We start from the raw sequence: 26,168 nt of genomic DNA, 5'->3' as shown, positions 1-26,168 counted from the left end.
ACCGCCAGGCATGGATCACTTCGAGTAGAACTCGACGATCAGCTGCTCCTGCACGGGCACATCGATCTGTGCGCGCTCGGGCAGCTGGTGCACGAGGATGCGGAGCGTGTTCGGCACGACCTGCAGCCAGCCCGGGATGGGCCGGTCGCCGAAGGACTCCTTGGCGGCCACGAACGGCAGCGTGCCCAGCGACTTCTGCTTCACGTCGATGATGTCGAACTTCGACACCTGGAAGCTCGGGACGTTGACCTTCTTGCCGTTCACGATGAAGTGACCGTGCGACACGAGCTGCCGGGCCTGGCGGCGCGTGCGGGCGAGGCCCGCGCGGTACACCACGTTGTCGAGGCGGGCCTCGAGGAGCTGCAGCAGTGCCTCACCGGTCTTGCCCTTGGTGCGCGCGGCCTGCTCGTAGTAGCGGCGGAACTGACGCTCCAGCACGCCGTACGTGTAGCGAGCCTTCTGCTTCTCCTGAAGCTGAAGCAGGTACTCGCTCTCCTTGATGCGGCCGCGGCCGTGCTGACCGGGCGGGTACGGACGACGCTCGAACGAGCGGTCGCCGCCGACCAGGTCGACCTTGAAGCGGCGGGACTTGCGGGTGACAGGTCCGGTATAACGAGCCATTTTTTCTCAGTCCCCCCTCAAACCCGGCGCCGCTTGGGCGGGCGGCACCCGTTGTGCGGCTGCGGCGTGACGTCCTGGATGGTGCCGACCTCGAGGCCCGCCGCCTGCAGCGAGCGGATCGCGGTCTCCCGGCCGGAGCCGGGGCCCTTCACGAAGACGTCGACCTTGCGCATGCCGTGCTCGGCCGCCTTGCGGGCCGCGTTCTCGGCGGCCATCTGAGCGGCGAACGGGGTGGACTTGCGCGAGCCCTTGAAGCCGACGTGGCCGCTGGACGCCCAGCTGATCACGTTGCCGCTCGGGTCCGTGATGGAGACGATGGTGTTGTTGAACGTGCTCTTGATGTGCGCGTGGCCGTGAGCGACGTTCTTCTTTTCCTTGCGCCGGACCTTCTTGACCCCGGCGCCCTGACGGGACTTGGGTGGCATGTCTTTCGGGAGCTCCTGTTAGCGCGAAGTCTGGGTGGTGGCGGACTCGGACTCGGTGGACGAGTCGCGGTCCGCGTGACGGATGACCGTGCCGTAATCCCGGTACAGGTCGCGAAGTGCCTGCGGGCGGGCCTTGGGGGCCACCTGCAGTGCCACGAACTGACGGTTGCGTCGCCGCTGCGGGACGACCGATACGACCGTGCTCACTTCTTCCCAGCCTTCTTCTTGCCGGCGACCGTCTTCTTGGGGCCCTTGCGGGTGCGAGCGTTCGTCTTCGTGCGCTGGCCTCGGACAGGCAGCCCGCGGCGCCAGCGAAGGCCCTCGTAGCAGCCGATCTCGATCTTCCGGCGAATGTCCGCGTTCACCTCGCGGCGGAGGTCACCCTCGACCTTGAAGTTGGTCTCGATGTGCTCACGAAGCTTGACCACGTCCTCGTCGGACAGGTCCTTGGCCCGCAGGTCCGGGCTGATGCCCGTCGCGGTCAGCAGCTCCTTGGAGCGGGTACGGCCGATGCCGTAGATATAGGTCAGCGCGATCTCCATCCGCTTTTCGCGGGGGAGGTCGACGCCAGCAACGCGTGCCATATCTCCTCTTGAAGGTTCTTCCAGGTCTGCTCCCCTACCGCCCCGTGTGCCTGAGCGGTGCTCAGACGGGCTCCGGCCTGGTCCGGAGGTGAACCGAGCCCGTGTGGCTCGGCAGGTGTGGGGAGGGCCTCTTGTGTTGTGCTGTGATCAGCCCTGACGCTGTTTGTGGCGCAGGTTCTCGCAGATCACCATGACCCGGCCGTGACGGCGGATCACCTTGCACTTGTCACAGATCTTCTTGACGCTCGGCTGGACCTTCACGTCCCTGTCTCTCTATCGGTGGCTCTACTTGTAGCGGTAGACGATTCGGCCGCGGGACAGGTCGTAGGGCGACAGCTCCACGACCACTCGGTCCTCGGGCAGGATGCGGATGTAGTGCTGCCGCATCTTGCCGCTGATGTGTGCAAGGACCTTGTGTCCGTTCTCCAACTCGACACGGAACATCGCGTTGGGGAGCGGCTCCACCACACGGCCTTCGACCTCGATGGCCCCGTCCTTCTTGCCCATGTCCTCCGCGTTTCGTTTCTTGGTCTACGCGTCTTGGTCTACGTGTCCTGATTTACGCAGCCCGCCGCGCATGTATCCAACTGCTCACACGCACGACGGAGACGGCGCAACGAGTGCGCCACCGATCTAGTGTACGCGTGCTGTTGACGGAGCGGCACTCAGGGGGTTATGTACACGTGAAGACGAGGCCTACCCGCCATGGTAACCCGCCCACTTGACCCCCTGGGGTGACGTTTTCTCACCCTCTGTCATCTCCGGCGGCCCGATGTCAGGCGATCGCCTGACCCAGCCACCCGGCTGGGCTACCTAGCCTGACCGAATGCACCAGCCACAGCAGTGGGCGCCTGCCGCGCCCGGACCGTACGGCTACGGCTACGGACCTGTGCCGCCGCGGTCGACCCGGACACTGACGGTGGTCAAGTGGGTCACCGTGGTGCTCTCCGCGCTGCTGACCGTGGCCTCCATGTTCTGGGTGCAGGAGATGTACCGCAAGAAGGAGTTCCTGGAGCAGTTCGACGGCATGGCCGGCCGCGGTTCCGGCGACGGCAAGGGGCTGAAGGGCGGGAAGGAGGCCATCGCCAGCGCGGAGGCCGACATCGTCATCGTGACCGCGACGCTGGTCGCGGTCGCCCTGCTGGGAGTCATGGCGTTGCTCGCGGGCTTCGGCCTGCGGTGGGCCCGCGTCCTCACCGTATTCCTGACGCTCGGCCCCATGGGCGTGGTCGTCTACGGCGTGGTGGACGGCGGCTCGGACAGCTTGTACGCGCTGGTGTTCCTCGTCCCGTTCATCCTGCTGACGGTGCTGTGGTGCCTGCCTGCGATCGGCCGGGGCATGGCCGCCAAGCGCGCCCGCCGTGCCGCTACGGCGCGGTGAGCACCCACGGGCCGTCTTCGGTGATGGCCACCGTGTGTTCCCAGTGGGCCGCCCTGGAGCCGTCGGCGGTGACCACGGTCCAGCCGTCGTCGAGCTCCTGGGTCTGCTCGCCGCCGATGGTCAGCATCGGTTCGATGGCGATCGCCATGCCGGCCCGGAGGCGGGGGCCCTTGCCCGGCTTGCCGTAGTTCGGCAGGAACGGCTCCATGTGCATGGCCCGCCCGATGCCGTGGCCGCCGTACTCGCGGACGATGCCGTACGTCGTGCCGGACGCGCGTTCGGACCGGTGGACCGACTCCTCGATGGCGTGTGAGATGTCGGTGAGCCTGCCGTCCGGGCGGACCGCCTTGATGCCGGCCTCCATCGACGCCCTGGTCGCGTCGGACAGCGCCTGGTCGGCCGCCGAGATCGTGCCCACCGGCAGCGTCACGGCCGAGTCGCCGTGCCAGCCGTCGAGGATGGCGCCGCAGTCCACCGAGATCAGGTCGCCCTCTGCCAGGACCTGGTCGGTCGACGGGATGCCGTGGACGATCTGGTGGTTCACCGACGCGCAGATCGTGGCCGGGTAGTCGTGGTAGCCGAGGAACGACGGAACGGCCCCGGCGTCGCGGATCACCTGGAACGCCACCTCGTCCAGCTCCCCCGTGCTGACACCGGGGCGGACGGCGGCCGTGACCGCCGCGAGCGCCTTCGCCACCACCAGGCCGGCCGCGCGCATCGCCTCCAGCTCGGCTGGGGTCTTCAGCTCGATCATGCTGTCACGCCGCCGGAGCAACGTGCCGAACAGGCCACCGGTCACGTCCGGTCGCGCAGCGCGGCAAGCACCCGGTCGGTGATCTCGTCGACCGCGCCGACGCCGTCGACGGTGATCAGCACGTCCCGGTAGTAGTCGAGGAGCGGCGCGGTCTCCGACCGGTACACGTGCTGCCGGTGGCGGATGACGTCCTCGTTGTCGTCGCTGCGGCCGCGGGTGAGCAGCCTCTTCACGACGACCTCCTCGTCGACCACGAGCTGTACGACCGCGTCGAGCTTCTGGTCGGACTCCGCGAGCTCCTTCGACAGGACCTCGGCCTGCCCGATGTTGCGCGGGAAACCGTCCAGCAGAAAGCCGTTCGCCGTGTCGGGGTGCTCGAGCCGCTCGATCAGCATCTGGTTGGTGACCTCGTCCGGGACGAGGCCACCGCTGTCGAGGATGTGCTTGACCTGCTTGCCGAGCTCGGTCTCCTCGGCGATGTTCTTGCGGAACAGGTCGCCGGTGGAGATGTGCGGAATGCTCAGCTTCTCGCTCAGCGCGGTCGCCTGAGTGCCTTTGCCCGCACCCGGCGGACCGACGAGAACGAGTCGTGTCACTTGAGGAACCCTTCGTAGTTGCGTTGCATGAGCTGGCTTTCGATCTGCTTGACGGTGTCAAGGCCGACGCCAACCATGATCAAAACAGCTGTACCACCGAAGGGGAAGTTCTGGTTCTGGCCGTCACCGGTGATGTCCAGGAAGAAGTTGGGCAACACCGCGATGATGCCGAGGTAGATCGACCCGGGGAGGGTGATCCTGCTCAGCACGAACTGCAGGTACTCGGCGGTCGGCCGACCAGGGCGAATGCCGGGGATGAAGCCGCCGTACTTCTTCATGTCGTCAGCACGCTCGTTCGGGTTGAACTGGATGCTGATGTAGAAGTACGTGAAGAAGATGATCATCGCGAAGTAGACCAGGATGTGCACCCAGTCGGACTGCTTCGTGAGGTGCTCGGAGACGAACCGGGTCCACCAGTTGTTGCTGTTGCCCGCGAGCCTGGTGATCAGGTCGGGCAGGTACAGCAGCGAGGACGCGAAGATGATCGGGATGACGCCTGCCTGGTTGACCTTCATCGGCAGGTAGGTCGAGGTACCGCCGTACATGCGACGGCCGACCATGCGCTTCGCGTACTGCACCGGGATGCGGCGCTGCCCCTGCTCGAGGAACACCACACCGACGATGATCGCGAGGCCGAACAGGCACACGATGGTGAAGACCAGCGGGCCGTTGTTCTCGAGGATGTTGCCACCCTCGGCCGGGATGCGCGCCGCGATGTTGACGAACATCAGCAGGGACATGCCGTTGCCGATGCCGCGCTCGGTGATGAGCTCGCCGAACCACATGATCACGGCGGTGCCCGCGGTCATCGTCAGGACGATGATGGCGAGGTCGAACACGCCGTTCTGCGGGATGATCGGGTCCTGGCAGTCACCGAACAGGCCGCCCCGGTTGGCCATGGCGATGATGCCGGTGGCCTGCAGGACCGCGAGACCGATGGTCAGGTAGCGCGTGTACTGGGTGAGCTTGCCCTGGCCGGACTGGCCTTCCTTCTTCAGCTGCTCGAACCGCGGAATGACCACGGTCAGCAGCTGGATGATGATGCTCGCCGTGATGTAGGGCATGATCCCGAGCGCGAACACCGACAACTGCAGGAGCGCACCGCCGCTGAACAGGTTCAGCAGCTGGTAGATGCTCTGGTTGTCGACATCGGCGATGCATTTCTGCACGTTCGGGTACGACACACCCGGGGAGGGCAGCATTGCGCCGACCCGATAGACCCCAATGATCATCAGGGTGAAAAGGATCTTGCGGCGCAGATCCGGCGTCGCGAGAGCCGAGCGGAAGGCGCTGAGCACGCAAGGACCTCCTCGGCGTCGCCGGCGCTTCTCGCCGGCGATCGGCTTTGCCGGTTGGTTACCGGCCGGAACACACTCACCCGGCTGCCAGGTGCTGGCAAGCCAGGAACGCTTCGGGGGGCACTCCACCCGAAGCGTGCTCCCGACTTTAACAGGACCCCGGAGGGCTCCTGCACCCCCTGGCCGTTAAGGAATCCGGCGCATCCGTTCGGCCTAGTCCTTTCGGAGCGTGGACGTGCGGTTTCGCATCGGGTGGGATGCACGCATGCGCAAACCTCTCGCGATGGCGGTCGCTCTCGCCACCGCCGCGGGCACGGCCGCGGCGACCCCGGCGGCCGCGTCCACCCACGACGTCACCATCACCGTCATGGAGTCGTCCGACCTGCACGGCAACGCCCTGAACTGGGATTACTTCAAAAACGCCGAGTACGACGACAGCGCTCACAACGACGTCGGCCTCGCGAAGGTCTCGACGCTGGTGAACCGGATCCGGGCCGACCGCGGCCGGGAGAAGACCATGCTGCTCGACTCCGGCGACACGATCCAGGGCACGCCACTGGACTACTACTACGCGAAGGTCGAGCCGATCACGGAGACCGGCGCGACGCATCCCATGGCCCGCGCCATGAACGCCATCGGGTACGACGCCGTGACCCTCGGGAACCACGAGTTCAACTACGGCCTTCCGCTGCTGGCGAAATGGATCAGGCAGATGAAGGCCCCGGTGCTCGGCGCGAACGCCGTCGACGCGCGCACCGGCATCCCCGCCTACCTGCCGTTCACCATGAAAACCATGCCGGTGCACGGGAAGCGGCCCGTCCGGGTCGGCGTCCTCGGGCTCACCAACCCGGGCATCGCCATCTGGGACAAGGCGAACGTCGACGGCAAGCTGCGGTTCACCGACCTGGTCGAGTCGGCGAAGTTCTGGGTGCCGCTGATGCGCGGGCTCGGTGCGGACGTGGTGCTGGTGACCGCGCACGCCGGTGACAACGGCATGTCCTCCTACCAGGGCGACATCCCGGTGGAGAACGCGTCGGCGATGGTCGCCGAGGAGGTGCCGGGCATCGACGCCGTGCTGTTCGGGCACGCCCACAACGACGTGCCGCAACGGTTCGTGACCAACAAGGCCACCGGGAAGCAGGTGCTGCTGACCGAACCGGGCAAGTGGGGCCAGCGGCTGTCGGTCGTGGATTTCACCCTGTCGTGGTCGCGCGGCACGTGGCAGGTGTCGTCGAAGTCGTCGACGACCCTCAACACCAACACCGTGCCGGAGGACCCGAAGATCGTGTCGCTCATGGCCGAGCAGCACGACAAGACGGTCGCGTACGTGAACCAGCCGGTGGCGGAGTCGGTGTCGGAGCTGTCGGCGGCCGAGTCGCGGTACAAGGACACGGCGATCCTGGACTACATCAACGCCGTCCAGACGTCCGTGGTGACCCAGGCCGTCGGCTCCGGGAAGCCGGTGCTGTCGATCGCGGCGCCGTTCTCGCGGACGGCCGTGTTCCCGGCCGGGCAGGTGACCATCCGTGACATCGCCGGGCTGTACATCTACGACAACACCCTCGAAGCCGTGACCATGACCGGCGCGCAGGTGAAGGACTACCTCGAGTACTCGGCGAAGTACTTCACCCAGACGGCGGCCGGCGCGCCGGTCGATCCCCAGACGCTGACCAACGCGGGCGGCAAGCCGGACTACAACTACGACGTGCTGTCCGGTGTCACCTACGACATCGACATCTCGAAGCCGGTGGGCTCGCGGATCGTGAACCTGTCGCTGGACCCCGCGCAGGAGGTCGTGGTGGCGGTCAACAACTACCGGCGGTCCGGCTGGGGCGGGTTTCCGCACGTGTCGGCGGCACCGGTGGTCCACAACGCGCAGGTGGAGATCCGGCAGGCGCTGATCGACTACGCGCAGGACGCCGGGGTCATCGACGAGTCGGAGTTCTTCGTGCCGAACTGGCGGCTGGTCCGGGAAGGTGCGCCGGTGTTCTAGGGCTTCTGTCCGGCCGCCGGGTCCTGGTCCTCGCCCGGCGGCGGGACGGCGGCGGGTGGCCGGGCGGCCACCGGCTCGACGGGCTCCGGTCCAGCAGGCGCCTGTTGGGCGGGCTGCGGCGTCGCCTCCGCGGCGGCGGGAGGCGCGGCAGCCGGAGACGCGGGCGCGGCCGGAGGCTGCGGGGCCGACTGCTGGGGCTGGGTTCCCGGTGCCTCGGCGGTCGGCGGCGGAGAAGCCCGCGGTGGCTGGGCGGCCGTCGGCGCAGGTGCCTGCCAGTGCGGTTGCGGCGCCCAGGCCGCCGAGGGTGGCGGGTAGGCCTTGCCCGTGGGGGGACTGTGCAGTGGGTGTCCGGTCAGCGGGTCCACCTGGAGCGTCCCCGCCTGCTGGACCGGCAGTGCCACCGGGGCGATGCCGTACGGCGGGGTCGCCACGCCCGGGTTGGCCTGGGCCCACGTCGGCGTGCGGACCGGGATCAGGGCCAGTACGGCCGCGCCCAGGCTCAGCAGCGCGGCCACCAGCAGCAGCCAGTACCCGGCGAGGTAGGTCGCGTCGGTCTGCAGGCCCGGGGTCACCGTGCCCAGGAGCAGGGCGCTGTCCACGCCGTTCATCACCATCAGGGACGCGGTCCACACCGTGCCGATGAGGAACGCGCCGCCGATCGCCGTCGTCAGGCCGGCCACTCTCCCGACGCCCTGGGTGGCGGCCGGGGTCGCCGCGTACCAGCTGATGGCCGCCGCACAGGCCAGCACTATCGCGGCGAAGACCAGGGGGTAGCCGATCGTCGGGACGTCGCCGGGTGCGGTGGGGCCCTGGACGTCGGCGCTCCACGGGGAGATCGTCACCTCGATGTCGTCGCCGCCGAAGCTGAGGGTGCCCGAGTACAGCGGGAGGAACGACCCGACGATCACCATCACCACCGCGCAGAACGACAACAGCGCCGCCGTCACGCGGGTCGCGTGCCAGCGCGCCGGACCTGTCGTCGGCTGCGCGAGCGTGGACATCGCAGCCGGGTAGACCGGCAGCGGTTCCCCCATGGTCATGCCTGGAGCGTGTCAGTCGCGACGCGGCTCGTCCAGAGGGTCCTCCACCAGCGGCACCGCCGGGCCCGCTGGTGCGGGCGGCGGTGGCGCCTCGGGGATCACGATCGGGCCCAGCACCGGCACTTCCGGCTCGGGTGCCGGCTCCGGCTCGGGCTCGGGCAGCTCCGGCGGGGGTTCCTCCGCCGGCACCGGCAGCACGATGCCGAACGGTGGGGTCGGCGCGTCCGGGTCCGCCGTCACCACCGGCGCGGGCCGCGTGCCGGGCAGCTGCGCGAGCACCGCGGCCGCCACACCCAGCAGAGCCGCGAGCACCAGGATCCACAGTCCGGCGCCGTAACCGGTCTCGCCGCCGAAGCTGAGGTCCTCGGCGTCGTCGGGCGGCCCGTAGGTGTCCTCCCAGTTGACCGACTGCGCCGCCACCATCCACACGGCGCACGCCAGGAACGCACCCCCGGCCACGACGGCGAGGACCCCCACGCGTTCGGTGCGCGGAAGCGCACCGGGCCGGGCGGCTGCCCGCAGCGCCCCAGCCGCGAAGGCCATGAGGACGCCGGCGAGCACCAGCGGGAAACCGTTCGCCGGGACGTCGCCGATCGGGAAGATGCCGCCGTCGGACTCGATCCCCCACGCCGTCATGGTGAACTCGACAGGACCAGCGCCCATCAGGAACGTCACGGAGAACAACGGCAGCGCGGAGCCGACGATCACCAGCACCGCCGCCGCGACGGCGAGCGCGGCGGTGACCCGGCGGGCCTTGGTCATGAACGGAGCATGGCCCGCGAACGCCGCCCGCACAACGAAAAGCGGCCGGCAGGAGAACCTGCCGGCCGCTTTCGTGTGTTCGTTACAGCGTGGTGGCGCTGCCGCCCGCCGCCGCCAGCTTCTCCGAAGCGGACTTGGAGAACTTGTGCGCGGTGACGTCCAGCTTCACCGACAGGTCGCCGTCGCCGAGGACCTTCACCAGCTCGTTCTTGCGGACGAGACCGGCCTCGACCAGCTCGGCCACGCCGACCGAACCACCGTCGGGGAACACGCGGGCGATGTCGCCCACGTTCACCGGCTGGTACTCGGTGCGGAACCGGTTCGTGAAGCCACGCAGCTTCGGCAGCCGCATGTGGATGGGCATCTGCCCACCCTCGAAACGGGCAGGCACGTTCTTCCGTGCCTTGGTGCCCTTGGTGCCGCGGCCTGCGGTCTTGCCGCCCTTGCCGCCTTCACCACGGCCGACCCGGTGCTTCTCCGTCTTCGCGCCGGGCGCGGGACGGAGGTGGTGGATCTTGATGGCCATCAGTCTTCGACCTCCTCGACCGTCACCAGGTGACGGACGGTGTGGATCAGGCCGCGAACCTGCGGGGTGTCCTCACGCACGGTGGACTGGCGGATCTTCCGCAGCCCGAGTGTGCGCAGCGACTCCCGGTGGTTGCGCTTGGTCCCGATGACACTGCGGACCTGGGTCACCTTGAGCTGTGCCATGTCACTTCCCCTGACCCGCCTGGGCACGCGCCCGCAGCATGCCGGCCGGGGCCACGTCCTCGAGCGGCAGACCGCGGCGAGCGGCCACCTCCTCCGGACGCTGCAGGCCCTTCAGCGCGGCCACCGTGGCGTGCACGATGTTGATCGCGTTGTCGCTGCCCAGCGACTTCGACAGCACGTCGTGGACACCGGCGCACTCCAGCACGGCACGCACCGGGCCACCGGCGATGACGCCGGTACCGGCGGAAGCCGGACGAAGGAGCACGACACCGGCGGCACGCTCACCCTGGATCGGGTGCGGGATGGTGCCGGCGATCCTCGGGACCTTGAAGAAGTTCTTCTTCGCTTCCTCAATACCCTTGGCGATCGCGGCAGGCACCTCCTTCGCCTTGCCGTAGCCGACACCGACCATGCCGTCGCCGTCGCCCACCACGACCAGCGCGGTGAAGCTGAACCGGCGACCACCCTTCACGACCTTGGCGACCCGGTTGATGGCCACCACGCGTTCGATGTGCGCGGTCTTGTCCTGGGCCGCCCCGCCACGGCCCCCATCGCGACGGTCCCTGCGGTCCCGGCGGTCACCGCGATCTCCGCGGTTGTCACCGCCCTGACCGCCCTGCTGGCCGCCGCCGAATTGCCGTGAACGTCCCGGCATCAGGCGATCCTTCCCGTGTACTCGTACATGATCAGAACTCCAGCCCGGCTTCGCGCGCCGCGTCGGCGAGGGCCGCGATCCGGCCGTGGTAGTCGTTGCCACCGCGGTCGAACACGATCTTCGAGACGCCTGCGTTCTTGGCGCGGTCGGCGACGAGCTGGCCGACCTTGGCCGCACGAGCCTTCTTGTCGCCGTCCATCGCCCGCACGTCCGCCTCGAGGGTGGACGCCGACGCGATCGTCTTGCCCGCCAGGTCGTCGACCAGCTGCGCCACGATGTGCCGCGACGACTTCGTGATCGACAGACGCGGCCGCTCGGCCGTACCGCTGACCTTCCGGCGGACCCGGAAGTGGCGGCGGGCCTTGGACACCCGACGACGCGTCGAGATGTCCTTGCCCAGCGGCTTGCGGCGCTTGGTAACAGTCGCTTCGCTCATGATCACTTACCCGTCTTTCCGACCTTGCGGCGGATCTTCTCGCCCGCGTACCGCACGCCCTTGCCCTTGTACGGGTCGGGCTTGCGCAGCTTGCGGATGTTGGCGGCGACCTCGCCGACCAGCTGCTTGTTGATCCCCTGGACGGAGAACCGGGTCTGGTTCTCGACCACGAAGGTGATGCCCTCCGGCGGCGAGACCTTGACCGGGTGGCTGAAGCCGAGTGAGAACTCCAGGTCCGAGCCCTTGAGCTGGACGCGGTAACCCACGCCGTGGATCTCGAGCTTCTTCTCGTAGCCGTCGGTGACACCGACCACCAGGTTGTTCACCAGGGACCGGGTCAGACCGTGCAGCGCGCGGTTGGTTCGCTCGTCGTCGGGGCGCTTGACCTCGAGGACGCCGTCCTCGCCGCGCTCCACGACGATCGGCTCCGCGACCGTGTGCGCCAGGGTGCCCTTGGGCCCCTTCACGCTGATGCTCTGGCCGTCGATCTTCACGTCCACATTGGCCGGGACGGGGATCGGCAGCTTACCGATGCGAGACATCTACTACTCCCCTTCCCTACCAGACGTAGGCGAGGACTTCCCCGCCCATCTTCTGCTTGCCGGCCTGTCGGTCCGTCAGGAGACCCGCGGACGTGGAGATGATCGCCACGCCGAGGCCACCGAGCACCTTGGGCAGGCTGGTCGACTTCGCGTACACCCGGAGACCGGGCTTGGAAACCCGGCGCAGACCGGCGATGCTGCGCTCCCGGTTCGGGCCGTACTTCAGCTCGACGACAAGGTTCTTGCCCTTTTCGCCGTCCTCGTCGCGGTAGCCCGAGATGTAGCCCTCGCGCTTGAGGATCTCCGCGATGTTGGCCTTGAGCTTCGAGTGCGGCAGCACGACCTCGTCGTGGTACGCCGAGTTGGCGTTACGCAGACGGGTCAAGAAGTCTGCGATCGGGTCGGTCATCGTCATGGTGACCTGTCAACCTTTCTCGCCATGGTTCCCCTGTCCGGGGCCTGTGGCGGGATGGATATGCCTGGTGGAATTACCAGCTGGACTTGTTCACGCCGGGGAGCTCGCCGCGGTGGGCCATCTCCCGCAGGCAGACGCGGCAGAGGCCGAACTTGCGGAACACCGCACGCGGCCGGCCGCAACGCTGGCAGCGGGTGTAGCCCCGCACCTTGAACTTCGGCTTCTGCGCCGCCTTGTGAACCAGGGCCTTCTTCGCCATGGGCTCAGTTCTCCTTGAACGGGAAGCCCAGGCGCCGCAGCAGCGCCCGCCCTTCCTCGTTGTTGGTCGCGGTGGTGACGACGGTGATGTCCATACCGCGCGGCCGGTCGATCGAGTCCGGGTTGATCTCGTGGAACATCGACTGCTCGTTGAGACCGAACGTGTAGTTGCCGTTGCCGTCGAACTGCTTCGGCGACAGGCCCCGGAAGTCGCGGATACGCGGCAGCGCGATCGTCAGCAGCCGGTCCAGGAACTCCCACATGCGGTCACCGCGCAGGGTGACCTTCGCGCCGATCGGCATGCCCTCACGCAGCTTGAACTGCGCGATGGACTTGGTGGCCCGCCGCACCTGCGGCTTCTGGCCGGTGATCAGCGAGAGGTCGCGCAGTGCGCCCTCGATCAGCTTGCCGTCACGGGCGGCGTCGCCGACACCCATGTTGACGACGACCTTGACCACGCGAGGCACCTGCATCGCGTTGTCAAAGGTGAAGTCCTCGCGCAGCCCGGGCACGATCTCCTCGCGGTACCGGGTCTTGAGCCGGGGAATGGTCTTCTCCTCGGAAGTCACCGTGGTCATCAGATCTCCTTCCCGGTGCGGCGCGAGATCCGGACCTTGCGGCCCTCGTCGTCGAACTTGTAGCCGACCCGGGTGGGCTTGCCGTCGTCGCCGACGATCATCACGTTGCTCACGTCGATCGCCGCCTCCTGGGTGACGATCCCACCGGACTGGGCACCGCGCTGCGTCTGCGAGATGCGGGTGTGCTTCTTGATCCGGTTGACGCCCTCGACGAGGATCTTGCCGCGCTCGGGGTAGGACTGGATGACCTTGCCCTTGGCGCCCTTGTCCTTGCCGGCGATGACGACGACCGTGTCACCCTTTTTGATCTTCATGTCAGAGCACCTCCGGAGCCAGCGAGATGATCTTCATGAACTTCTTGTCGCGCAGCTCGCGACCGACCGGACCGAAGATGCGCGTCCCGCGCGGCTCGTTGTCCTGCTTGATCAGCACGGCGGCGTTCTCGTCGAAGCGGATGTACGAGCCATCCGGGCGACGACGCTCCTTCGACGTACGAACGATGACCGCCTTGACGACGTCACCCTTCTTCACGCCGGCGCCGGGCATCGCGTCCTTGACGGTGGCGACGATGATGTCGCCGATTCCCGCGTAGCGCCGGCCCGAGCCACCGAGCACCCGGATGCAGAGGATCTCCTTCGCACCGGTGTTGTCGGCGACGCGCAGCCGCGACTCCTGCTGAATCACTTTGCCTTCTCCAAGATCTCCACGAGCCGCCAGCGCTTGGTCGCCGACAGCGGGCGGGTCTCCATCAGCAGCACGCGGTCACCGACGCCTGCGGTGTTCTCCTCGTCGTGCGCCTTCACCTTGGTGGTGGACCGCAGCACCTTGCCGTACAGCGCGTGCTTCTTGCGGTCCTCCAGCGCGACCACGATGGTCTTGTCCATCTTGTCCGACACGACCAGGCCCTCGCGGACCTTGCGCCGGTTGCGCGCCTGCTGTGCGGTCTCGGTCGTCTCACTCATGCGGCACCCTCATCACTGGAAACCTCGTCGGGGGACACAGAGAGGCCCAGCTCACGCTCTCGCATCACGGTGTAGATCCGGGCGATGTCGTGCCGGACCATCCGGAGCCTGCGGTTGTTGTCCATCTGTCCGGTCGCCATCTGGAACCGGAGGTTGAACAGCTCCTCCTTCGCCTCGCGGAGGCGGAGGACCAGCTCCTCGTCGTTCAGCTCGCGCAGCTCGGACGCCTGCGTACCAGCGGCCATCAGAAGTCACCACCTTCACGCGTGACGATGCGGCACTTCATCGGGAGCTTGTGGATCGCCCTGGTGAGCGCCTCGCGCGCGACCGTCTCGTTCGGGAAGCTCAGCTCGAACATGACCCGGCCGGGCTTGACGTTCGCGATCCAGTACTCCGGCGAACCCTTACCGGAACCCATGCGGGTCTCGGCGGGCTTCTTGGTCAGCGGGCGGTCCGGGAAGATGTTGATCCAGACCTTGCCGCCACGACGGATGTGCCGGTTGATGGCGATACGAGCGGACTCGATCTGCCGGTTTGTCACGTAGGCAGGCTGCAGCGCCTGGATACCGAACTCACCGAAGGTGACCTTGGTACCGCCCTTGGCAGCACCGGCCCGCTTGGGGTGGTGCTGCTTGCGGTGCCTGACCTTGCGTGGGATGAGCACTGCTCAGCCCTCCCCGTTGGTCGTCTTGGCGTCGCCGGTCCCGTTGACAGACGGGGTCTGCGGCTCGGCCTGCTCTGCTGCTGGCACCGACGCCTCTGCCGCTGCGCGGCCGGCCTCGGTGCTGGTCGCGGTGGTGCCCGACGAACCGGAACGGCGAGCCCTGGTGGGCCGCTCCCGGCGCGGCGCGCGCTCCTGCGGGGCCTGGCTGCGTGCCTCGACCTCGCGGCGGCCGCCGACGACGTCACCCTTGTAGATCCACACCTTCACGCCGATCCGGCCGAAGGTCGTACGGGCCTCGAAGAAGCCGTAGTCGATGTCGGCACGCAGCGTGTGCAGCGGCACCCGGCCCTCGCGGTAGTGCTCGGAGCGGGACATCTCGGCGCCGCCGAGGCGGCCGCCGCACTGCACGCGGATGCCCTTGACCTGCGGGCTGCGCATGGCCGACTGGATGGCCTTGCGCATCGCGCGGCGGAAGGACACGCGGTTGGACAGCTGCTCAGCGGTCACCTGCGCGACCAGCTGGGCGTCGGCCTCGGGGTTCTTGACCTCGAGGATGTTCAGCTGCACCTGCTTGCCCGACAGCTTCTCGAGCTCGCCGCGGATCCGGTCCGCCTCGGCGCCGCGGCGGCCGATGACGATGCCGGGACGGGCGGTGTGGATGTCGACGCGGACCCGGTCACGGGTGCGCTCGATCTCCACCTTCGAGATACCGGCGCGCTCCATGCCCTTGGACAGCAGACGACGGATCTTCACGTCCTCTGCCACGTACTCCGCGTACTGCTTGTCGGCATACCAGCGGGACTTCCAGTCAGTGGTGATCCCGAGCCGGAAGCCGTGCGGGTTGATCTTCTGACCCACTAGCTGGCACTCCTCTTCGCACTGGACTTACGGCTCTTGGCAGCCGCCTTCTTCGGCTCCGCCTTCGGCCGCGACTCCACCTCGACGGTGATGTGGCTGGTCCGCTTGCGGATCCGGTACGCACGGCCCTGGGCCCGCGGGCGGAACCGCTTGAGGGTCGGGCCCTCGTCCACGTAAGCCTGGCTGACCCAGAGCGTGTCCGGGTCGAGGTCCAGGTTGTTCTCGGCGTTGGCCACGGCGCTCGCGAGCACCTTCGCCACCGGGTCGCTCGCGGACTGCGGCGCGAACCGGAGCACGGCGAGTGCCTCCTCGGCACTGCGGCCCTTGATCAGCTCGACCACCCGGCGCACCTTCATCGGCGTGGCGCGGACGTAGCGAGCCCGAGCGATCGCGCGGGGAAGCTCTTCCACCGCCGCGGTCTCGTCACTCATCGCTTTACTCCTTCGTCCTTTTAGCGCCTGCGCGCCTTGCGGTCGTCCTTCACGTGACCCTTGAAGGTCCGCGTCGGTGCGAACTCGCCCAGCTTGTGGCCGACCATGGCTTCCGAGATGAAGACCGGCACGTGCTTGCGGCCGTCGTGCACCGCGATCGTGTGGCCCAGCATGTCGGGGATGATCGTCGACCGGCGTGACCAGGTCTTGATGACGGTCTTCTTGCCGGACTCGTTGAGCGCGTCCACCTTCTTGAGCAGGTGGTCGTCGACGAACGGGCCCTTCTTCAAACTCCTAGGCATCTGTCACTCCCTCCTGCTCTTAGCGCTTCTTGCCGGTCCGGCGACGGCGGACGATCATCCGGTCGCTTTCCTTGCCCTTGTGGCGGGTCCGGCCCTCGGGCTTACCTGCCGGGTTCACCGGGTGGCGACCACCGGAGGTCTTGCCCTCACCACCACCGTGCGGGTGGTCCACCGGGTTCATGGCGACACCGCGGACGGTCGGGCGCTTGCCCTTCCACCGCATGCGGCCTGCCTTGCCCCAGTTGATGTTGGCGTGCTCGGAGTTGCCGACCTCGCCGACCGTGGCGCGGCAGCGCACGTCCACGTTGCGGATCTCGCCGGACGGCATACGCAGCTGTGCGTAGGGCCCGTCCTTCGCGACCAGCTGGACACGCGCCCCAGCGGAGCGGGCGATCTTGGCGCCACCGCCCGGCCGCAGCTCGATCGCGTGGATCACGGTGCCGACCGGGATGTTGCGCATCGGCAGGGCGTTGCCCGGCTTGATGTCCGCGCTCGGCCCGTTCTCGATCCGGTCGCCCTGCTTGATCTTGTCCGGGGCGAGGATGTACCGCTTCTCACCGTCGGCGTAGTGCAGCAGCGCGATGCGTGCGGTCCGGTTCGGGTCGTACTCGATGTGCGCGACCTTGGCCGGCACGCCGTCCTTGTCGTGGCGCCGGAAGTCGATCAGCCGGTACGCCCGCTTGTGACCGCCACCCTTGTGCCGGGTGGTGATCTTGCCGTGCGCGTTGCGACCACCGCGGCCGTGCAACGGACGGATCAGTGACTTCTCCGGCTCCGATCGGGTGATCTCGGCGAAGTCGGAGACGCTGGACCCACGACGCCCCGGCGTCGTCGGCTTGTACTTGCGAATGCCCATCTCTACGCAGTCCCTATGTCTCTACTCGCCGGCTCAGGCCGGTCCGCCGAAGATCTCGATCGGCTTGCTCTCCGCGGAAAGCGTCACGATCGCTCGCTTGGTGTTCTTGCGCTTGCCGTAACCGGTGCGGGTGCGCTTGCGCTTGCCGCTCCGGTTCAGCGTGTTCACGCTCACGACCTGCACGCCGAACACCTTCTCGACCGCGATCTTGATCTCGGTCTTGTTCGCGTGCGGAGCGACGACGAACGTGTACTTGTTCTCCTCGAGTAGCCCGTAGGACTTCTCGGAGATCACCGGCGCGAGCAGCACGTCGCGGGGGTCGGGGATCACTTGTCCTCCTCCTTCCGCTGCGACGGCGGCAGCTGGAAGCCTGCCTTCTCGGCGTCCTCAGCACTGGCGAACCAGACCTCGGCCACCGTGCGGTTGTAGAACGAGGTACCAGGAAGGTGGTAGAGCTTGCTGCTCTCGTTGCCCTTCACCGGGAAGCCCTCGGGCTCCGCGTCGTCGGCCAGCGGGGCGTGGCTGCCCGCGCCGTACGGCGCCGCGTCACCGGCGACCTCGCTGGAACGGGCGGACGCCTTGACGGCCTTGCCGGGACCGGCGAGGAACGCGTCGAGCGCGGCCTTGGTGAACACCACGTCGTCGTTGACGAGCACGTCGTAGGTGTTGAGCTGGTCGACGACGAGCGCGTGCACGGTCGGCACGTTGCGCACCGACAGCCAGCTGGTCTCGTCGTCGCGGGTCAGCACGACGAGCAGGTTCCTGGACTCGGAGACCGAGCCGAGGACCTTCAGCGCCGACTTGGTGGACGGGGTGTCCCCGTCGACCAGCGAGGAGACGACGTGCAGCTGGCCCGCGCGCGCCCGGTCGGAGAGAGCGCCACGCAGAGCGGCGGCCTTCATCTTCTTGGGGGTGCGCTGGGCGTAGTCACGCGGCTGGGGGCCGTGGACGACGCCACCGCCCGCGAACTGCGGAGCGCGGGTCGAACCCTGGCGAGCACGACCGGTGCCCTTCTGGCGGTACGGCTTCTTGCCGCCACCGCTGACCTCGCCGCGGGTCTTCGTGGAGTGCGTGCCCTGACGGGCCGCGGCCTGCTGCGCGACGACCACCTGGTGCATCAGCGCGACGTTGGCCTGCACGTCGAAGATCTCCCCGGGCAGGTCGACCGAACCGTCGGTCTTGCCGTCGGGCGTCTTCACATCGATGGAGGTCACTTCACTTCCCCCTTCGCGGCGGTCTTGAGGAACACCACGCCGCCCTTGGGGCCGGGAACGGCACCCTTGAGGAGGATCAGCCCGTCCTCGGCGTCCACGCGGTGGACGAGGAGGTTCTGGGTGGTGACCTTCACGTGGCCCATGCGGCCGGCCATGCGCAGGCCCTTGAACACGCGGCCCGGGGTGGCGCAGCCACCGATGGAGCCGGGCGAGCGGTGCTTGCGCTGCGTGCCGTGGGAAGCGGACAGGCCCTTGAAGCCGTGACGCTTCATGACACCCGCGGTGCCCTTGCCCTTGGTGGTGCCCGTCGCGTCGATCACCGTGCCGGCCTCGAACACCTCGGCGGTGATCTCCTGGCCGAGCTCGTAGCTGTCGGCGTCCGTGGTGCGCAGCTCGGCGAGGTAGCGGCGCGGCGTGACGCCGGCCTTCGCGAAGTGGCCCTTCTCGGGCTTGTTCACCTTGCGGGGCTTGATCTCGCCGAACGCCAGCTGCACCGCGGTGTACCCGTCGGTGTCCTGGGTGCGGATCTGGGTGATGACGTTCGGGCCGGCCTTGACGACGGTCACCGGGACGATCCGGTTGTTCTCGTCGAAGACCTGGGTCATCCCGAGCTTCGTGCCCAGGATTCCTTTCATCTGCCGGTCAGACATTGGTGCTCAGGCCTCACTGAATGTTGACGTCGACGCTGGCCGGGAGGTCGATGCGCATCAGAGCGTCAACCGTCTTCGGCGTCGGGTCGAGGATGTCGATCAGACGCTTGTGCGTACGCATCTCGAAGTGCTCGCGCGAGTCCTTGTACTTGTGCGGAGACCGGATGACGCAGTACACGTTCTTCTCGGTGGGCAGCGGCACCGGACCGACGACCCGAGCACCCGTGCGGGTAACCGTCTCAACGATCTTGCGCGCCGAAGCGTCGATCGCCTCGTGGTCGTAGGCCTTGAGCCGGATGCGGATCTTCTGTCCCGCCATGGTGGCTTGCCGTCCGTTTCTTCGATCAGTCTTAAGACTCGTGCCGCTCCGGTCCACGCGGTCGGGTGTGTCGCGCCCTACGCACAGACCGGCCCCTTGGACTTCTGTCCTAGAGGAGTGGTCATAAGTGGCCCGGCGGAACTGTGCCTTGCAGAACACGCGCCGCGAGCCCGCTCGAACACGACCGATCGCATGACCGTCCGCAACGAGCAACCTGTCAAGGATGCCACACACGTTTTGCGACACCCAAACCGGGGGGCCCCAGGTGCTTGACCTGGGGCCCCAGCCGGGCTAGCTACTTGATGATCTTGGTGACGCGACCCGCGCCGACCGTCCGGCCACCCTCACGGATGGCGAACCGCAGACCCTCGTCCATGGCGATCGGCTGGATCAGCTTCACGAGCATGGAGGTGTTGTCACCCGGCATGACCATCTCGGTGCCCTCGGGGAGGGTCACGACGCCGGTCACGTCGGTGGTGCGGAAGTAGAACTGCGGACGGTAGTTGTTGAAGAACGGCGTGTGACGGCCACCCTCGTCCTTGGACAGGATGACGACCGTCGCCTCGAACTCCGTGTGCGGAGTCGTGGTGCCGGGCTTCACGACGACCTGGCCGCGCTCGACGTCCTCGCGCTTGATGCCGCGCAGGAGCAGACCCACGTTCTCCCCCGCGCGCGCGTCATCGAGGGTCTTGCGGAACATCTCGATGGCGGTGACGGTGGTCTTCTGGGCCTTCTCGCGGATGCCGACGATCTCGACTTCCTCCATCGGCTTGAGGACACCGCGCTCGACGCGACCGGTGACCACGGTGCCGCGGCCGGAGATGGTGAAGACATCCTCGACGGGCATGAGGAACGGCTTCGCGATCTCGCGCTCCGGCTCGGGGATGCTCTCGTCGACGGCGTCGAGCAGCTCGAGGAGCTTGGCGCCCCACTCGGCGTCGCCCTCCAGCGCCTTCAGCGCGGAGACGCGGACCACCGGCAGGTCGTCACCCGGGAACTCGTACTCGGTCAGGAGCTCACGGACCTCGAGCTCGACGAGCTCCATGATCTCCTCGTCGTCCACCATGTCGGCCTTGTTCAGGGCGACAACGATGTAGGGCACGCCGACCTGGCGGGCGAGGAGCACGTGCTCCTTCGTCTGCGGCATCGGGCCGTCGGTCGCGGCGACCACCAGGATCGCGCCGTCCATCTGGGCGGCACCGGTGATCATGTTCTTGATGTAGTCCGCGTGACCGGGGCAGTCCACGTGCGCGTAGTGCCGCTTCTCGGTCTCGTACTCGATGTGAGCGATCGAGATCGTGATACCGCGCTGCTTCTCCTCCGGCGCCTTGTCGATCTCGTCGAACGGCGTGAAGGGGTTCAGCTCGGGGTACTTGTCGTGCAGAACCTTGGAGATGGCCGCGGTCAGCGTGGTCTTCCCATGGTCGATGTGACCGATGGTCCCGATGTTGACGTGCGGCTTGGTCCGCTCGAACTTCGCCTTCGCCACTTCTCTCGTCCTCCTGGACTTGTTCTTTCCGCCGTCTGACTTTCAGCGACGGCAGTTCTTAAGGTCAGTTGTGCGAACCATAGGGGGCGCTACCCACGCAGCCCGCACCGGATTCAGTTACTCGCCGGTTGCCTTGGCGATATCACTGCTCGGCTTCGGGTTCGCGCCGCGCCTCGCTCGCTGACGCTCGCTACGGTGCTCACTCACCCGTCGCCTTCGCGATGATCTCCTTCGCGACGTTCGCGGGAACCTCGGCGTAGGAGTCGAACTGCATGGAGTAGTTCGCCCGGCCCTGGGTCTTCGACCGGAGGTCGCCGACGTAGCCGAACATCTCCGACAGCGGCACCAGCGCCTTGACGATGCGGGCACCACTGCGCTCCTCCATGGCCTGGATCTGGCCACGGCGGGAGTTCAGGTCACCGATGACGTCGCCCATGTAGGACTCGGGCGTCGTCACCTCGACCGCCATCATCGGCTCGAGGAGAGTCGGGCTCGCGATGCGAGCGGCCTCCTTGAGCGCCATCCGGCCGGCCACCTTGAACGCCATCTCCGAGGAGTCGACCTCGTGGTAGGCGCCGTCCAGCAGCGTCAGCTTGACGCCGACCAGCGGGTAGCCCGCGAGCACGCCGTCCTGCATGGCGTCCTGCGCACCGGCGTCCACCGACGGGATGTACTCCCTCGGCACCCGGCCACCGGTGACCTTGTTGTCGAACTCGTAGAGCGCGCCGTCGGCGGTCGACATCGGCTCGATCTTGATGACGACCTTCGCGAACTGGCCCGACCCACCCGTCTGCTTCTTGTGGGTGTAGTCGTGCTTGTCGACCGTCTTGCGGATCGTCTCGCGGTAGGCCACCTGCGGCTTGCCGATGTTGGCCTCGACCTTGAACTCGCGGCGCATGCGGTCCACCAGGATGTCCAGGTGGAGCTCGCCCATGCCGGCGATGATCGTCTGACCGGTCTCGTCGTCCTGGTGGACCCGGAACGTCGGGTCCTCCTCCGCGAGCTTCTGGATCGCGGTGGACAGCTTCTCCTGGTCAGCCTTGGTCTTCGGCTCGATCGCCACCTGGATGACCGGCTCCGGGAACGTCATCGACTCGAGGACGATGGGGTTCGCCGGGTCCGACAGGGTCTCACCGGTCGTGGTGTCCTTCAGGCCGATCACCGCGTAGATGTGACCGGCGAGGGCCTCCGTGACCGGGTTCTCCTTGTTGGCGTGCATCTGGAAGATCTTCCCGATGCGCTCCTTGCGGTCCTTGGTCGAGTTGATGACCTGGGCGCCGCTCGCGACCTTGCCCGAGTAGACCCGGATGTAGGTGAGCTTGCCGAAGAACGGGTGCACGGCGATCTTGAACGCCAGCGCGGAGAACGGCTCGTCGGTGTTCGGCTTGCGGAAGGCCGGCGTCTCGCCGTCCTGCAGCGTGCCCTCGACCGGCGGGAGGTCCAGCGGCGCGGGCAGGTAGTCGATCACCGCGTCGAGCATGGGCTGAACGCCCTTGTTCTTGAACGCGGAACCACACAGCACCGGGTACGCCGTGCCCTCACGCACGATCGTGCGGATGCCCTGCTTGATCTGGTCGACGGTCAGCGCCTCGCCACCGAGGTAGAGCTCCATGAGCTCGTCGTCGGTCTCCGCCACTGCCTCGATCAGCTGCTCGCGGTACTCGTTCGCCTTCTCGACGAGGTCGGCCGGGATGTCCTCGACCGTGTAGTCCTCGCCCTTCTTGACCTCACCACGCCACGTCAGCGCGCGCATGTTCACCAGGTCGACGACACCGGTGAAGTCGCTTTCCGCGCCGATGGGCAGCTGAATGGGCAGGGGCTTCGCGCCGAGCCGCTCGGAGATGGTGCGGATGGTGAAGTAGAAGTCCGCGCCCAGCTTGTCCATCTTGTTGACGAAGCAGATGCGCGGGACGTCGTACTTGGTGGCCTGCCGCCAGACCTGCTCGGACTGCGGCTCGACCCCCTCCTTGCCGTCGAACACCGCGACCGCGCCGTCGAGCACCCGGAGGTTGCGCTCCACCTCGACGGTGAAGTCGACGTGTCCCGGGGTGTCGATCAGGTTGATCTGGTGGTCCTTCCAGAAACAGGTCGTCGCGGCGGACGTGATCGTGATGCCGCGCTCCTGCTCCTGCTCCATCCAGTCCATGACGGCGGCGCCGTCGTGCACCTCGCCGATCTTGTAGCTGATGCCTGTGTAGAACAGGATCCGCTCGGTCGTCGTGGTCTTGCCCGCGTCGATGTGGGCCATGATGCCGATGTTGCGCACCTTGGCCAAGTCGGTGAGCACGTCCTGTGCCACGGGTCTCTTCCCCTGTCTTCAATCAGCGTTGGTGCGGCCCGCACGGCTGTTGGCCGCGGGCTGTCACCAGCGGTAGTGGGCGAAGGCCTTGTTCGACTCCGCCATCTTGTGCGTGTCCTCGCGGCGCTTGACACTCGCCCCGAGACCGTTGCTCGCGTCGAGCAGCTCGTTCATCAGCCGCTCCTGCATGGTCTTCTCCCGGCGCGCCCGCGAGAAGGTGACCAGCCAGCGCAGCGCCAGCGTCGTGGAACGACCGGGCTTGACCTCGATCGGCACCTGGTAGGTGGCACCACCGACGCGGCGGCTCTTGACCTCGATGGTCGGCTTCACGTTGTCCAGCGCACGCTTGAGCGTGACCACCGGATCGGTACCGGTCTTCTCGCGCGCGCCCTCGAGCGCGCTGTAGACGATCTTCTCGGCGACGGAGCGCTTGCCGTCCCGCAGCACCTTGTTGATCAGCTGAGTGACCAGCGGGGAGCTGTAGACCGGGTCGGTGATCAGCGGCCGCCGAGGAGCGGGTCCCTTGCGAGGCATCAGGCCTTCTCCTTCTTCGCGCCGTAGCGGCTGCGCGCCTGCTTGCGGTTCTTCACGCCCTGCGTGTCCAGCGAGCCGCGGATGATCTTGTAGCGAACACCAGGCAGGTCCTTCACTCGGCCGCCTCGCACGAGCACCATCGAGTGCTCCTGGAGGTTGTGGCCCTCACCCGGGATGTAAGCGGTGACCTCGATGCCACTGGTCAGCTTGACGCGCGCGACCTTGCGCAGCGCGGAGTTCGGCTTCTTCGGGGTGGTGGTGTACACACGGGTGCACACGCCACGCCGCTGCGGGCTCCCCTTGAGGGCCGCAGTCTTCTGCTTGGCGACCTTGTCCTGGCGGCCCTTACGGACCAGCTGCTGGATCGTGGGCATGGACCGGCTTTCTCCTGGTGTACTACTTCTTGCTTGTGTGGTTGGTGCTCCCGCCGTATCACGAGGTCGGGCGTGTCGCCCTTCCCTCATAACGCCCGGGCAGGATTGAATCATCCCTACGAGGCTCGGAAGGAACTCCGCGGTTACTGCGAGGTGTCCGCTGACGCGAACTCCGCGCACAGGCACGCGGATCGACCCGACATAGGTCGGGCGCGAGTACTCAAGATACCCGGCGCTCCTGAGAGGGTCAAAACCGGGGTCGACCTATGCCCAAACGCTCGTCAAGCGGGGCTTGTTCCCGCCCACCGCGCGAGCCGTTGCCGACCCGGCACGATGATCACCGCTCAGTGTATCAACCCTGGTCGCGGGACGTGCGGGCACCCCTGGGCCTGGTGGTGCCGGCCCTAGATCCAGCCCTGGTCGCGGGCGGTGCGGGCGGCTTCGGAGCGACTGCGGGCCGACAGCTTGGCCATGGCCGAGGAGATGTAGTTGCGGACCGTGCCCGCGGACAGGTGCAGCTCGGCCGCGATGGTGGCGGCCGTGGTGGTGTCGTCGACCAGCCGCAGTACCGCCAGCTCCCGCTCGGTGAGGGGGCAGTCCGGCTCGGCCAGTGCCTCGGCCGCGAAGTCCGGGTCGACGTAGCGCAGGCCCGCGTGTACCCGGCGGATCACCTCCGCGAGCAGGGACGCGGGCGCGGTCTTCGCCAGGAAACCCTTGGCACCCAGCGACAGCGCCCGCCGCAGTACGCCGGGGCGGGCGTGCCGGGTGACCATCACGCAGCGGGCCGGTGAGCCCTCCTCCGCGAGGCGTGCCAGCACGGCAAGACCGTCCATCCCCGGCATCTCGACATCGAGCACGACCACGTCCGGGCGGTGTTCCGCGATCGCGCGGAGCGCCGCCACGCCGTCGGCCACGTCCTCGACGACCGTCAGGTCCGGTTCCAGGCCCAGGAGCGCGGCGACCGCCTGTCTGGTCAGGCGCTCGTCGTCGGCCAGTACCAGGGTGATCACAGCGCCGCCTCCACCACGAACGTGCCCGGTGTCTCGCCGGGGCCAGCCAGGAAGGTGCCGCCAGCCTCGGTGACCCGGCGCGACAGAGCGGCCAGGCCGGTGCCCTCCCCCGCCGTCGCGGCGGCCGCGCCGTCGTTGACGACGGTCAGCGCGGACGGGCGCACGGTGATCCGGCAGTGGCGGGTGTCCGCGTGACGCAACAGGTTCGTCACCGCCTCGCGCAGCACCCGGCCGAGCAGTTCGCTGTGCTCGCCGCCGGTCGCGGCCCCGTCCACCTCGCACTCGATGCCCGCCGACGTAAGCAGGGTGCGCGCACCGGTGAGCTCCGCGTCGAGCCGCAGCGGCCGCTGTCCCCTGGCCAGTGCGCGGACGTCACGCAGGGCGCCCCGCGCCAGCCGCTGCACCTCGGCCATCTCCGCCTGCGCGCGCTCGGGGGCGGCCGTGCCAAGGCGGGCCGCCAGCTCGGCCTTCAGCGACACCACCTCCAGCGCGTGGCCGAGGATGTCGTGCAGGTCCTCGGTGAACCGCAGCCGCTCGCGGGTCGCGCCGAGCTCGGCCGCGGTGCGGCGCGCCTGGTCCAGCTCGACCGCGATCCGCCACTGCCGCAGCGCCACCAGCTCACCGAACGGCAGCACGAGCATCACGACGGCGGCGACGAGCCCGGTCGCGACCGGGCTCCCCTCCGTGTCCGGCGGCACGACCTCGGCCAGCGCCACCGCCAGGACGCAGGCGAACAGGACGAATGGTGCGGACAGCCGCAGCGCGGCCGAGGTCTTCCGGCCGAACTGCAGCTCGGCCAGCGGCGCCGACGGCAGGAACATCCACCACGTGTTGCCGGCGTCGCCGTAGGTGTACGCGTAGCCGTACACCGCGAACGACAGCACCAGCGTCACGGCCGACGGCCGCCACGGCAGGACCTCGGTGGGCGCCTCGATGGCCCGGGCCACCCGCCGCCAGTGCACCACCAGCAACACGGCCACGGCGACGACCAGTGGGACGAACCGGTCCCACCGCTCGAAGTCGCCGAACGCGACCAGCAACGGCGCGAGGCCGATGATCGGCACCGTCGCGAGCAGCGTCAGCCGCGTGTAGCGGTGCAGCGAGGCGAGCGCATCGCGTTCTGGCACGGGGCGACCGTAGCGGAATGACAGCTGTCA

The 26,168-nt window shown here is 67.9% G+C and carries 40 protein-coding genes; 2 read left to right on the top strand and 38 right to left on the bottom strand.

Features of this window, described 5'->3' with window-relative positions; all coding sequences use genetic code 11:
• Positions 1–15: 15 nt before the first annotated feature.
• From rpsD to infA, 6 genes are all read right to left on the bottom strand, one after another.
• Positions 16–621 (bottom strand): 30S ribosomal protein S4, encoded by a 606-nt coding sequence (gene rpsD, locus FHR82_RS37565; RefSeq protein WP_184815381.1) that lies wholly within the window; start codon positions 619–621, stop codon positions 16–18.
• Positions 622–638: 17 nt separating this feature from the next.
• Positions 639–1,046 carry a 30S ribosomal protein S11 gene (rpsK, locus tag FHR82_RS37560; RefSeq protein WP_184815380.1) on the bottom strand — a complete coding sequence of 136 codons (408 nt, stop codon included), beginning with the start codon at positions 1,044–1,046 and terminating at the stop codon, positions 639–641.
• Positions 1,047–1,064: 18 nt separating this feature from the next.
• The gene (locus FHR82_RS37555; RefSeq protein ID WP_184815379.1) at positions 1,065–1,202 is read right to left on the bottom strand and encodes a hypothetical protein; all 138 of its coding nucleotides are present in this window, start codon (positions 1,200–1,202) and stop codon (positions 1,065–1,067) included.
• 47 nt (positions 1,203–1,249) lie between these two features.
• Positions 1,250–1,630: a 30S ribosomal protein S13 gene (gene rpsM / locus FHR82_RS37550; RefSeq protein ID WP_184815378.1), complete on the bottom strand. Its 381-nt coding sequence runs from the start codon at positions 1,628–1,630 to the stop codon at positions 1,250–1,252.
• A gap of 147 nt (positions 1,631–1,777) precedes the next feature.
• On the bottom strand, positions 1,778–1,891 hold the full coding sequence (gene rpmJ, locus FHR82_RS37545) for a 50S ribosomal protein L36 (RefSeq protein WP_010148647.1): 114 nt from the start codon (positions 1,889–1,891) through the stop codon (positions 1,778–1,780).
• A gap of 24 nt (positions 1,892–1,915) precedes the next feature.
• The gene (gene infA / locus FHR82_RS37540; RefSeq protein ID WP_005166804.1) at positions 1,916–2,137 is read right to left on the bottom strand and encodes a translation initiation factor IF-1; all 222 of its coding nucleotides are present in this window, start codon (positions 2,135–2,137) and stop codon (positions 1,916–1,918) included.
• A gap of 319 nt (positions 2,138–2,456) precedes the next feature.
• Between infA and FHR82_RS37535 the strand changes: the two genes are divergently transcribed.
• On the top strand, positions 2,457–3,011 hold the full coding sequence (locus FHR82_RS37535; RefSeq protein WP_184815377.1) for a hypothetical protein: 555 nt from the start codon (positions 2,457–2,459) through the stop codon (positions 3,009–3,011).
• Here FHR82_RS37535 and map read toward each other — a convergent pair.
• The 3 genes from map to secY are packed head-to-tail and all read right to left on the bottom strand — an operon-like array spanning position 2,998 to position 5,659.
• Positions 2,998–3,765 carry a type I methionyl aminopeptidase gene (gene map / locus FHR82_RS37530; RefSeq protein WP_184815376.1) on the bottom strand — a complete coding sequence of 256 codons (768 nt, stop codon included), beginning with the start codon at positions 3,763–3,765 and terminating at the stop codon, positions 2,998–3,000. The genes FHR82_RS37535 and map overlap by 14 nt on opposite strands.
• A 41-nt stretch (positions 3,766–3,806) precedes the next feature.
• Complete coding sequence (locus FHR82_RS37525; protein ID WP_184815375.1) at positions 3,807–4,361, bottom strand: adenylate kinase; 555 nt, start codon at positions 4,359–4,361, stop codon at positions 3,807–3,809.
• Positions 4,358–5,659 (bottom strand): preprotein translocase subunit SecY, encoded by a 1,302-nt coding sequence (secY, locus tag FHR82_RS37520; protein WP_184815374.1) that lies wholly within the window; start codon positions 5,657–5,659, stop codon positions 4,358–4,360. The genes FHR82_RS37525 and secY overlap by 4 nt, the downstream gene beginning before the upstream one ends.
• Before the next feature lie 265 nt (positions 5,660–5,924).
• Between secY and FHR82_RS37515 the strand changes: the two genes are divergently transcribed.
• The gene (locus tag FHR82_RS37515; RefSeq protein WP_184815373.1) at positions 5,925–7,652 is read left to right on the top strand and encodes a bifunctional metallophosphatase/5'-nucleotidase; all 1,728 of its coding nucleotides are present in this window, start codon (positions 5,925–5,927) and stop codon (positions 7,650–7,652) included.
• On the opposite strand, the gene FHR82_RS37510 is transcribed toward FHR82_RS37515, so the two are convergent.
• The 29 genes from FHR82_RS37510 to FHR82_RS47785 form a co-directional block, all read right to left on the bottom strand.
• The gene (locus FHR82_RS37510) at positions 7,649–8,692 is read right to left on the bottom strand and encodes a hypothetical protein (RefSeq protein ID WP_184815372.1); all 1,044 of its coding nucleotides are present in this window, start codon (positions 8,690–8,692) and stop codon (positions 7,649–7,651) included. The genes FHR82_RS37515 and FHR82_RS37510 overlap by 4 nt on opposite strands.
• A 12-nt stretch (positions 8,693–8,704) precedes the next feature.
• Positions 8,705–9,454 carry a hypothetical protein gene (locus FHR82_RS37505; protein ID WP_184815371.1) on the bottom strand — a complete coding sequence of 250 codons (750 nt, stop codon included), beginning with the start codon at positions 9,452–9,454 and terminating at the stop codon, positions 8,705–8,707.
• A gap of 82 nt (positions 9,455–9,536) precedes the next feature.
• Positions 9,537–9,983, bottom strand: coding sequence for a 50S ribosomal protein L15 (gene rplO, locus FHR82_RS37500; RefSeq protein WP_221464802.1), 447 nt, complete (start codon positions 9,981–9,983; stop codon positions 9,537–9,539).
• Positions 9,980–10,165, bottom strand: a complete 186-nt coding sequence (gene rpmD / locus FHR82_RS37495) for a 50S ribosomal protein L30 (protein ID WP_184815369.1) — start codon at positions 10,163–10,165, stop codon at positions 9,980–9,982. The genes rplO and rpmD overlap by 4 nt, the downstream gene beginning before the upstream one ends.
• A gap of 1 nt (position 10,166) precedes the next feature.
• The gene (gene rpsE / locus FHR82_RS37490; RefSeq protein WP_184815368.1) at positions 10,167–10,820 is read right to left on the bottom strand and encodes a 30S ribosomal protein S5; all 654 of its coding nucleotides are present in this window, start codon (positions 10,818–10,820) and stop codon (positions 10,167–10,169) included.
• A 31-nt stretch (positions 10,821–10,851) separates the two neighbouring features.
• Positions 10,852–11,256, bottom strand: coding sequence for a 50S ribosomal protein L18 (gene rplR, locus FHR82_RS37485; RefSeq protein WP_184815367.1), 405 nt, complete (start codon positions 11,254–11,256; stop codon positions 10,852–10,854).
• Between the two features lie 2 nt (positions 11,257–11,258).
• Positions 11,259–11,798, bottom strand: a complete 540-nt coding sequence (gene rplF, locus FHR82_RS37480; RefSeq protein WP_184815366.1) for a 50S ribosomal protein L6 — start codon at positions 11,796–11,798, stop codon at positions 11,259–11,261.
• A gap of 16 nt (positions 11,799–11,814) precedes the next feature.
• A complete protein-coding gene (gene rpsH / locus FHR82_RS37475) occupies positions 11,815–12,213 on the bottom strand; it encodes a 30S ribosomal protein S8 (RefSeq protein ID WP_184815365.1) in 399 nt (132 codons plus the stop codon).
• 73 nt (positions 12,214–12,286) lie between these two features.
• Positions 12,287–12,472 (bottom strand): type Z 30S ribosomal protein S14, encoded by a 186-nt coding sequence (locus FHR82_RS37470; protein WP_075126570.1) that lies wholly within the window; start codon positions 12,470–12,472, stop codon positions 12,287–12,289.
• Between the two features lie 4 nt (positions 12,473–12,476).
• Positions 12,477–13,040: a 50S ribosomal protein L5 gene (gene rplE / locus FHR82_RS37465; protein WP_184815493.1), complete on the bottom strand. Its 564-nt coding sequence runs from the start codon at positions 13,038–13,040 to the stop codon at positions 12,477–12,479.
• A gap of 8 nt (positions 13,041–13,048) precedes the next feature.
• Positions 13,049–13,363, bottom strand: a complete 315-nt coding sequence (gene rplX, locus FHR82_RS37460) for a 50S ribosomal protein L24 (protein ID WP_184815364.1) — start codon at positions 13,361–13,363, stop codon at positions 13,049–13,051.
• Between the two features lies 1 nt (position 13,364).
• Positions 13,365–13,733, bottom strand: a complete 369-nt coding sequence (gene rplN, locus FHR82_RS37455) for a 50S ribosomal protein L14 (protein ID WP_184815363.1) — start codon at positions 13,731–13,733, stop codon at positions 13,365–13,367.
• Complete coding sequence (gene rpsQ / locus FHR82_RS37450; RefSeq protein WP_184815362.1) at positions 13,730–14,011, bottom strand: 30S ribosomal protein S17; 282 nt, start codon at positions 14,009–14,011, stop codon at positions 13,730–13,732. Before rpsQ ends, rplN begins: the two co-directional genes overlap by 4 nt.
• On the bottom strand, positions 14,008–14,256 hold the full coding sequence (rpmC, locus tag FHR82_RS37445) for a 50S ribosomal protein L29 (protein ID WP_184815361.1): 249 nt from the start codon (positions 14,254–14,256) through the stop codon (positions 14,008–14,010). Before rpmC ends, rpsQ begins: the two co-directional genes overlap by 4 nt.
• Positions 14,256–14,675 carry a 50S ribosomal protein L16 gene (gene rplP / locus FHR82_RS37440; protein WP_184815360.1) on the bottom strand — a complete coding sequence of 140 codons (420 nt, stop codon included), beginning with the start codon at positions 14,673–14,675 and terminating at the stop codon, positions 14,256–14,258. The genes rpmC and rplP overlap by 1 nt, the downstream gene beginning before the upstream one ends.
• Positions 14,676–14,678: 3 nt before the next feature.
• Complete coding sequence (gene rpsC / locus FHR82_RS37435) at positions 14,679–15,533, bottom strand: 30S ribosomal protein S3 (RefSeq protein WP_311771458.1); 855 nt, start codon at positions 15,531–15,533, stop codon at positions 14,679–14,681.
• On the bottom strand, positions 15,533–15,964 hold the full coding sequence (gene rplV, locus FHR82_RS37430) for a 50S ribosomal protein L22 (RefSeq protein ID WP_184815359.1): 432 nt from the start codon (positions 15,962–15,964) through the stop codon (positions 15,533–15,535). The genes rpsC and rplV overlap by 1 nt, the downstream gene beginning before the upstream one ends.
• A gap of 20 nt (positions 15,965–15,984) precedes the next feature.
• Positions 15,985–16,266, bottom strand: a complete 282-nt coding sequence (rpsS, locus tag FHR82_RS37425) for a 30S ribosomal protein S19 (RefSeq protein ID WP_184815358.1) — start codon at positions 16,264–16,266, stop codon at positions 15,985–15,987.
• A 19-nt stretch (positions 16,267–16,285) separates the two neighbouring features.
• Positions 16,286–17,122: a 50S ribosomal protein L2 gene (gene rplB, locus FHR82_RS37420; protein WP_184815357.1), complete on the bottom strand. Its 837-nt coding sequence runs from the start codon at positions 17,120–17,122 to the stop codon at positions 16,286–16,288.
• A 33-nt stretch (positions 17,123–17,155) separates the two neighbouring features.
• Positions 17,156–17,452 (bottom strand): 50S ribosomal protein L23, encoded by a 297-nt coding sequence (rplW, locus tag FHR82_RS37415; RefSeq protein ID WP_184815356.1) that lies wholly within the window; start codon positions 17,450–17,452, stop codon positions 17,156–17,158.
• Positions 17,449–18,336 (bottom strand): 50S ribosomal protein L4, sunset domain variant, encoded by an 888-nt coding sequence (gene rplD, locus FHR82_RS37410; RefSeq protein WP_184815355.1) that lies wholly within the window; start codon positions 18,334–18,336, stop codon positions 17,449–17,451. The genes rplW and rplD overlap by 4 nt, the downstream gene beginning before the upstream one ends.
• Entirely contained in the window at positions 18,333–18,986 is a 654-nt protein-coding gene (gene rplC, locus FHR82_RS37405; protein ID WP_184815354.1) for a 50S ribosomal protein L3, read from the bottom strand. Before rplC ends, rplD begins: the two co-directional genes overlap by 4 nt.
• A 13-nt stretch (positions 18,987–18,999) precedes the next feature.
• Positions 19,000–19,305 carry a 30S ribosomal protein S10 gene (gene rpsJ / locus FHR82_RS37400; RefSeq protein WP_003938093.1) on the bottom strand — a complete coding sequence of 102 codons (306 nt, stop codon included), beginning with the start codon at positions 19,303–19,305 and terminating at the stop codon, positions 19,000–19,002.
• A gap of 295 nt (positions 19,306–19,600) precedes the next feature.
• Entirely contained in the window at positions 19,601–20,794 is a 1,194-nt protein-coding gene (tuf, locus tag FHR82_RS37395; RefSeq protein WP_184815353.1) for an elongation factor Tu, read from the bottom strand.
• Positions 20,795–20,993: 199 nt separating this feature from the next.
• The gene (gene fusA / locus FHR82_RS37390; protein ID WP_184815352.1) at positions 20,994–23,093 is read right to left on the bottom strand and encodes an elongation factor G; all 2,100 of its coding nucleotides are present in this window, start codon (positions 23,091–23,093) and stop codon (positions 20,994–20,996) included.
• A gap of 63 nt (positions 23,094–23,156) precedes the next feature.
• Positions 23,157–23,627 (bottom strand): 30S ribosomal protein S7, encoded by a 471-nt coding sequence (gene rpsG / locus FHR82_RS37385; RefSeq protein ID WP_184815351.1) that lies wholly within the window; start codon positions 23,625–23,627, stop codon positions 23,157–23,159.
• A complete protein-coding gene (gene rpsL / locus FHR82_RS37380; protein ID WP_133906284.1) occupies positions 23,627–24,001 on the bottom strand; it encodes a 30S ribosomal protein S12 in 375 nt (124 codons plus the stop codon). Before rpsL ends, rpsG begins: the two co-directional genes overlap by 1 nt.
• Positions 24,002–24,405: 404 nt before the next feature.
• The gene (locus FHR82_RS37375; protein WP_184815350.1) at positions 24,406–25,011 is read right to left on the bottom strand and encodes a response regulator transcription factor; all 606 of its coding nucleotides are present in this window, start codon (positions 25,009–25,011) and stop codon (positions 24,406–24,408) included.
• Positions 25,008–26,138: a sensor histidine kinase gene (locus FHR82_RS47785; RefSeq protein ID WP_184815349.1), complete on the bottom strand. Its 1,131-nt coding sequence runs from the start codon at positions 26,136–26,138 to the stop codon at positions 25,008–25,010. Before FHR82_RS47785 ends, FHR82_RS37375 begins: the two co-directional genes overlap by 4 nt.
• Positions 26,139–26,168 lie beyond the last annotated feature (30 nt).

The organism is Actinophytocola algeriensis (assembly GCF_014203735.1).
GTDB classification, from domain to species: domain Bacteria; phylum Actinomycetota; class Actinomycetes; order Mycobacteriales; family Pseudonocardiaceae; genus Actinophytocola; species Actinophytocola algeriensis.
This window is presented reverse-complemented; position numbering and strand designations above follow the sequence as displayed.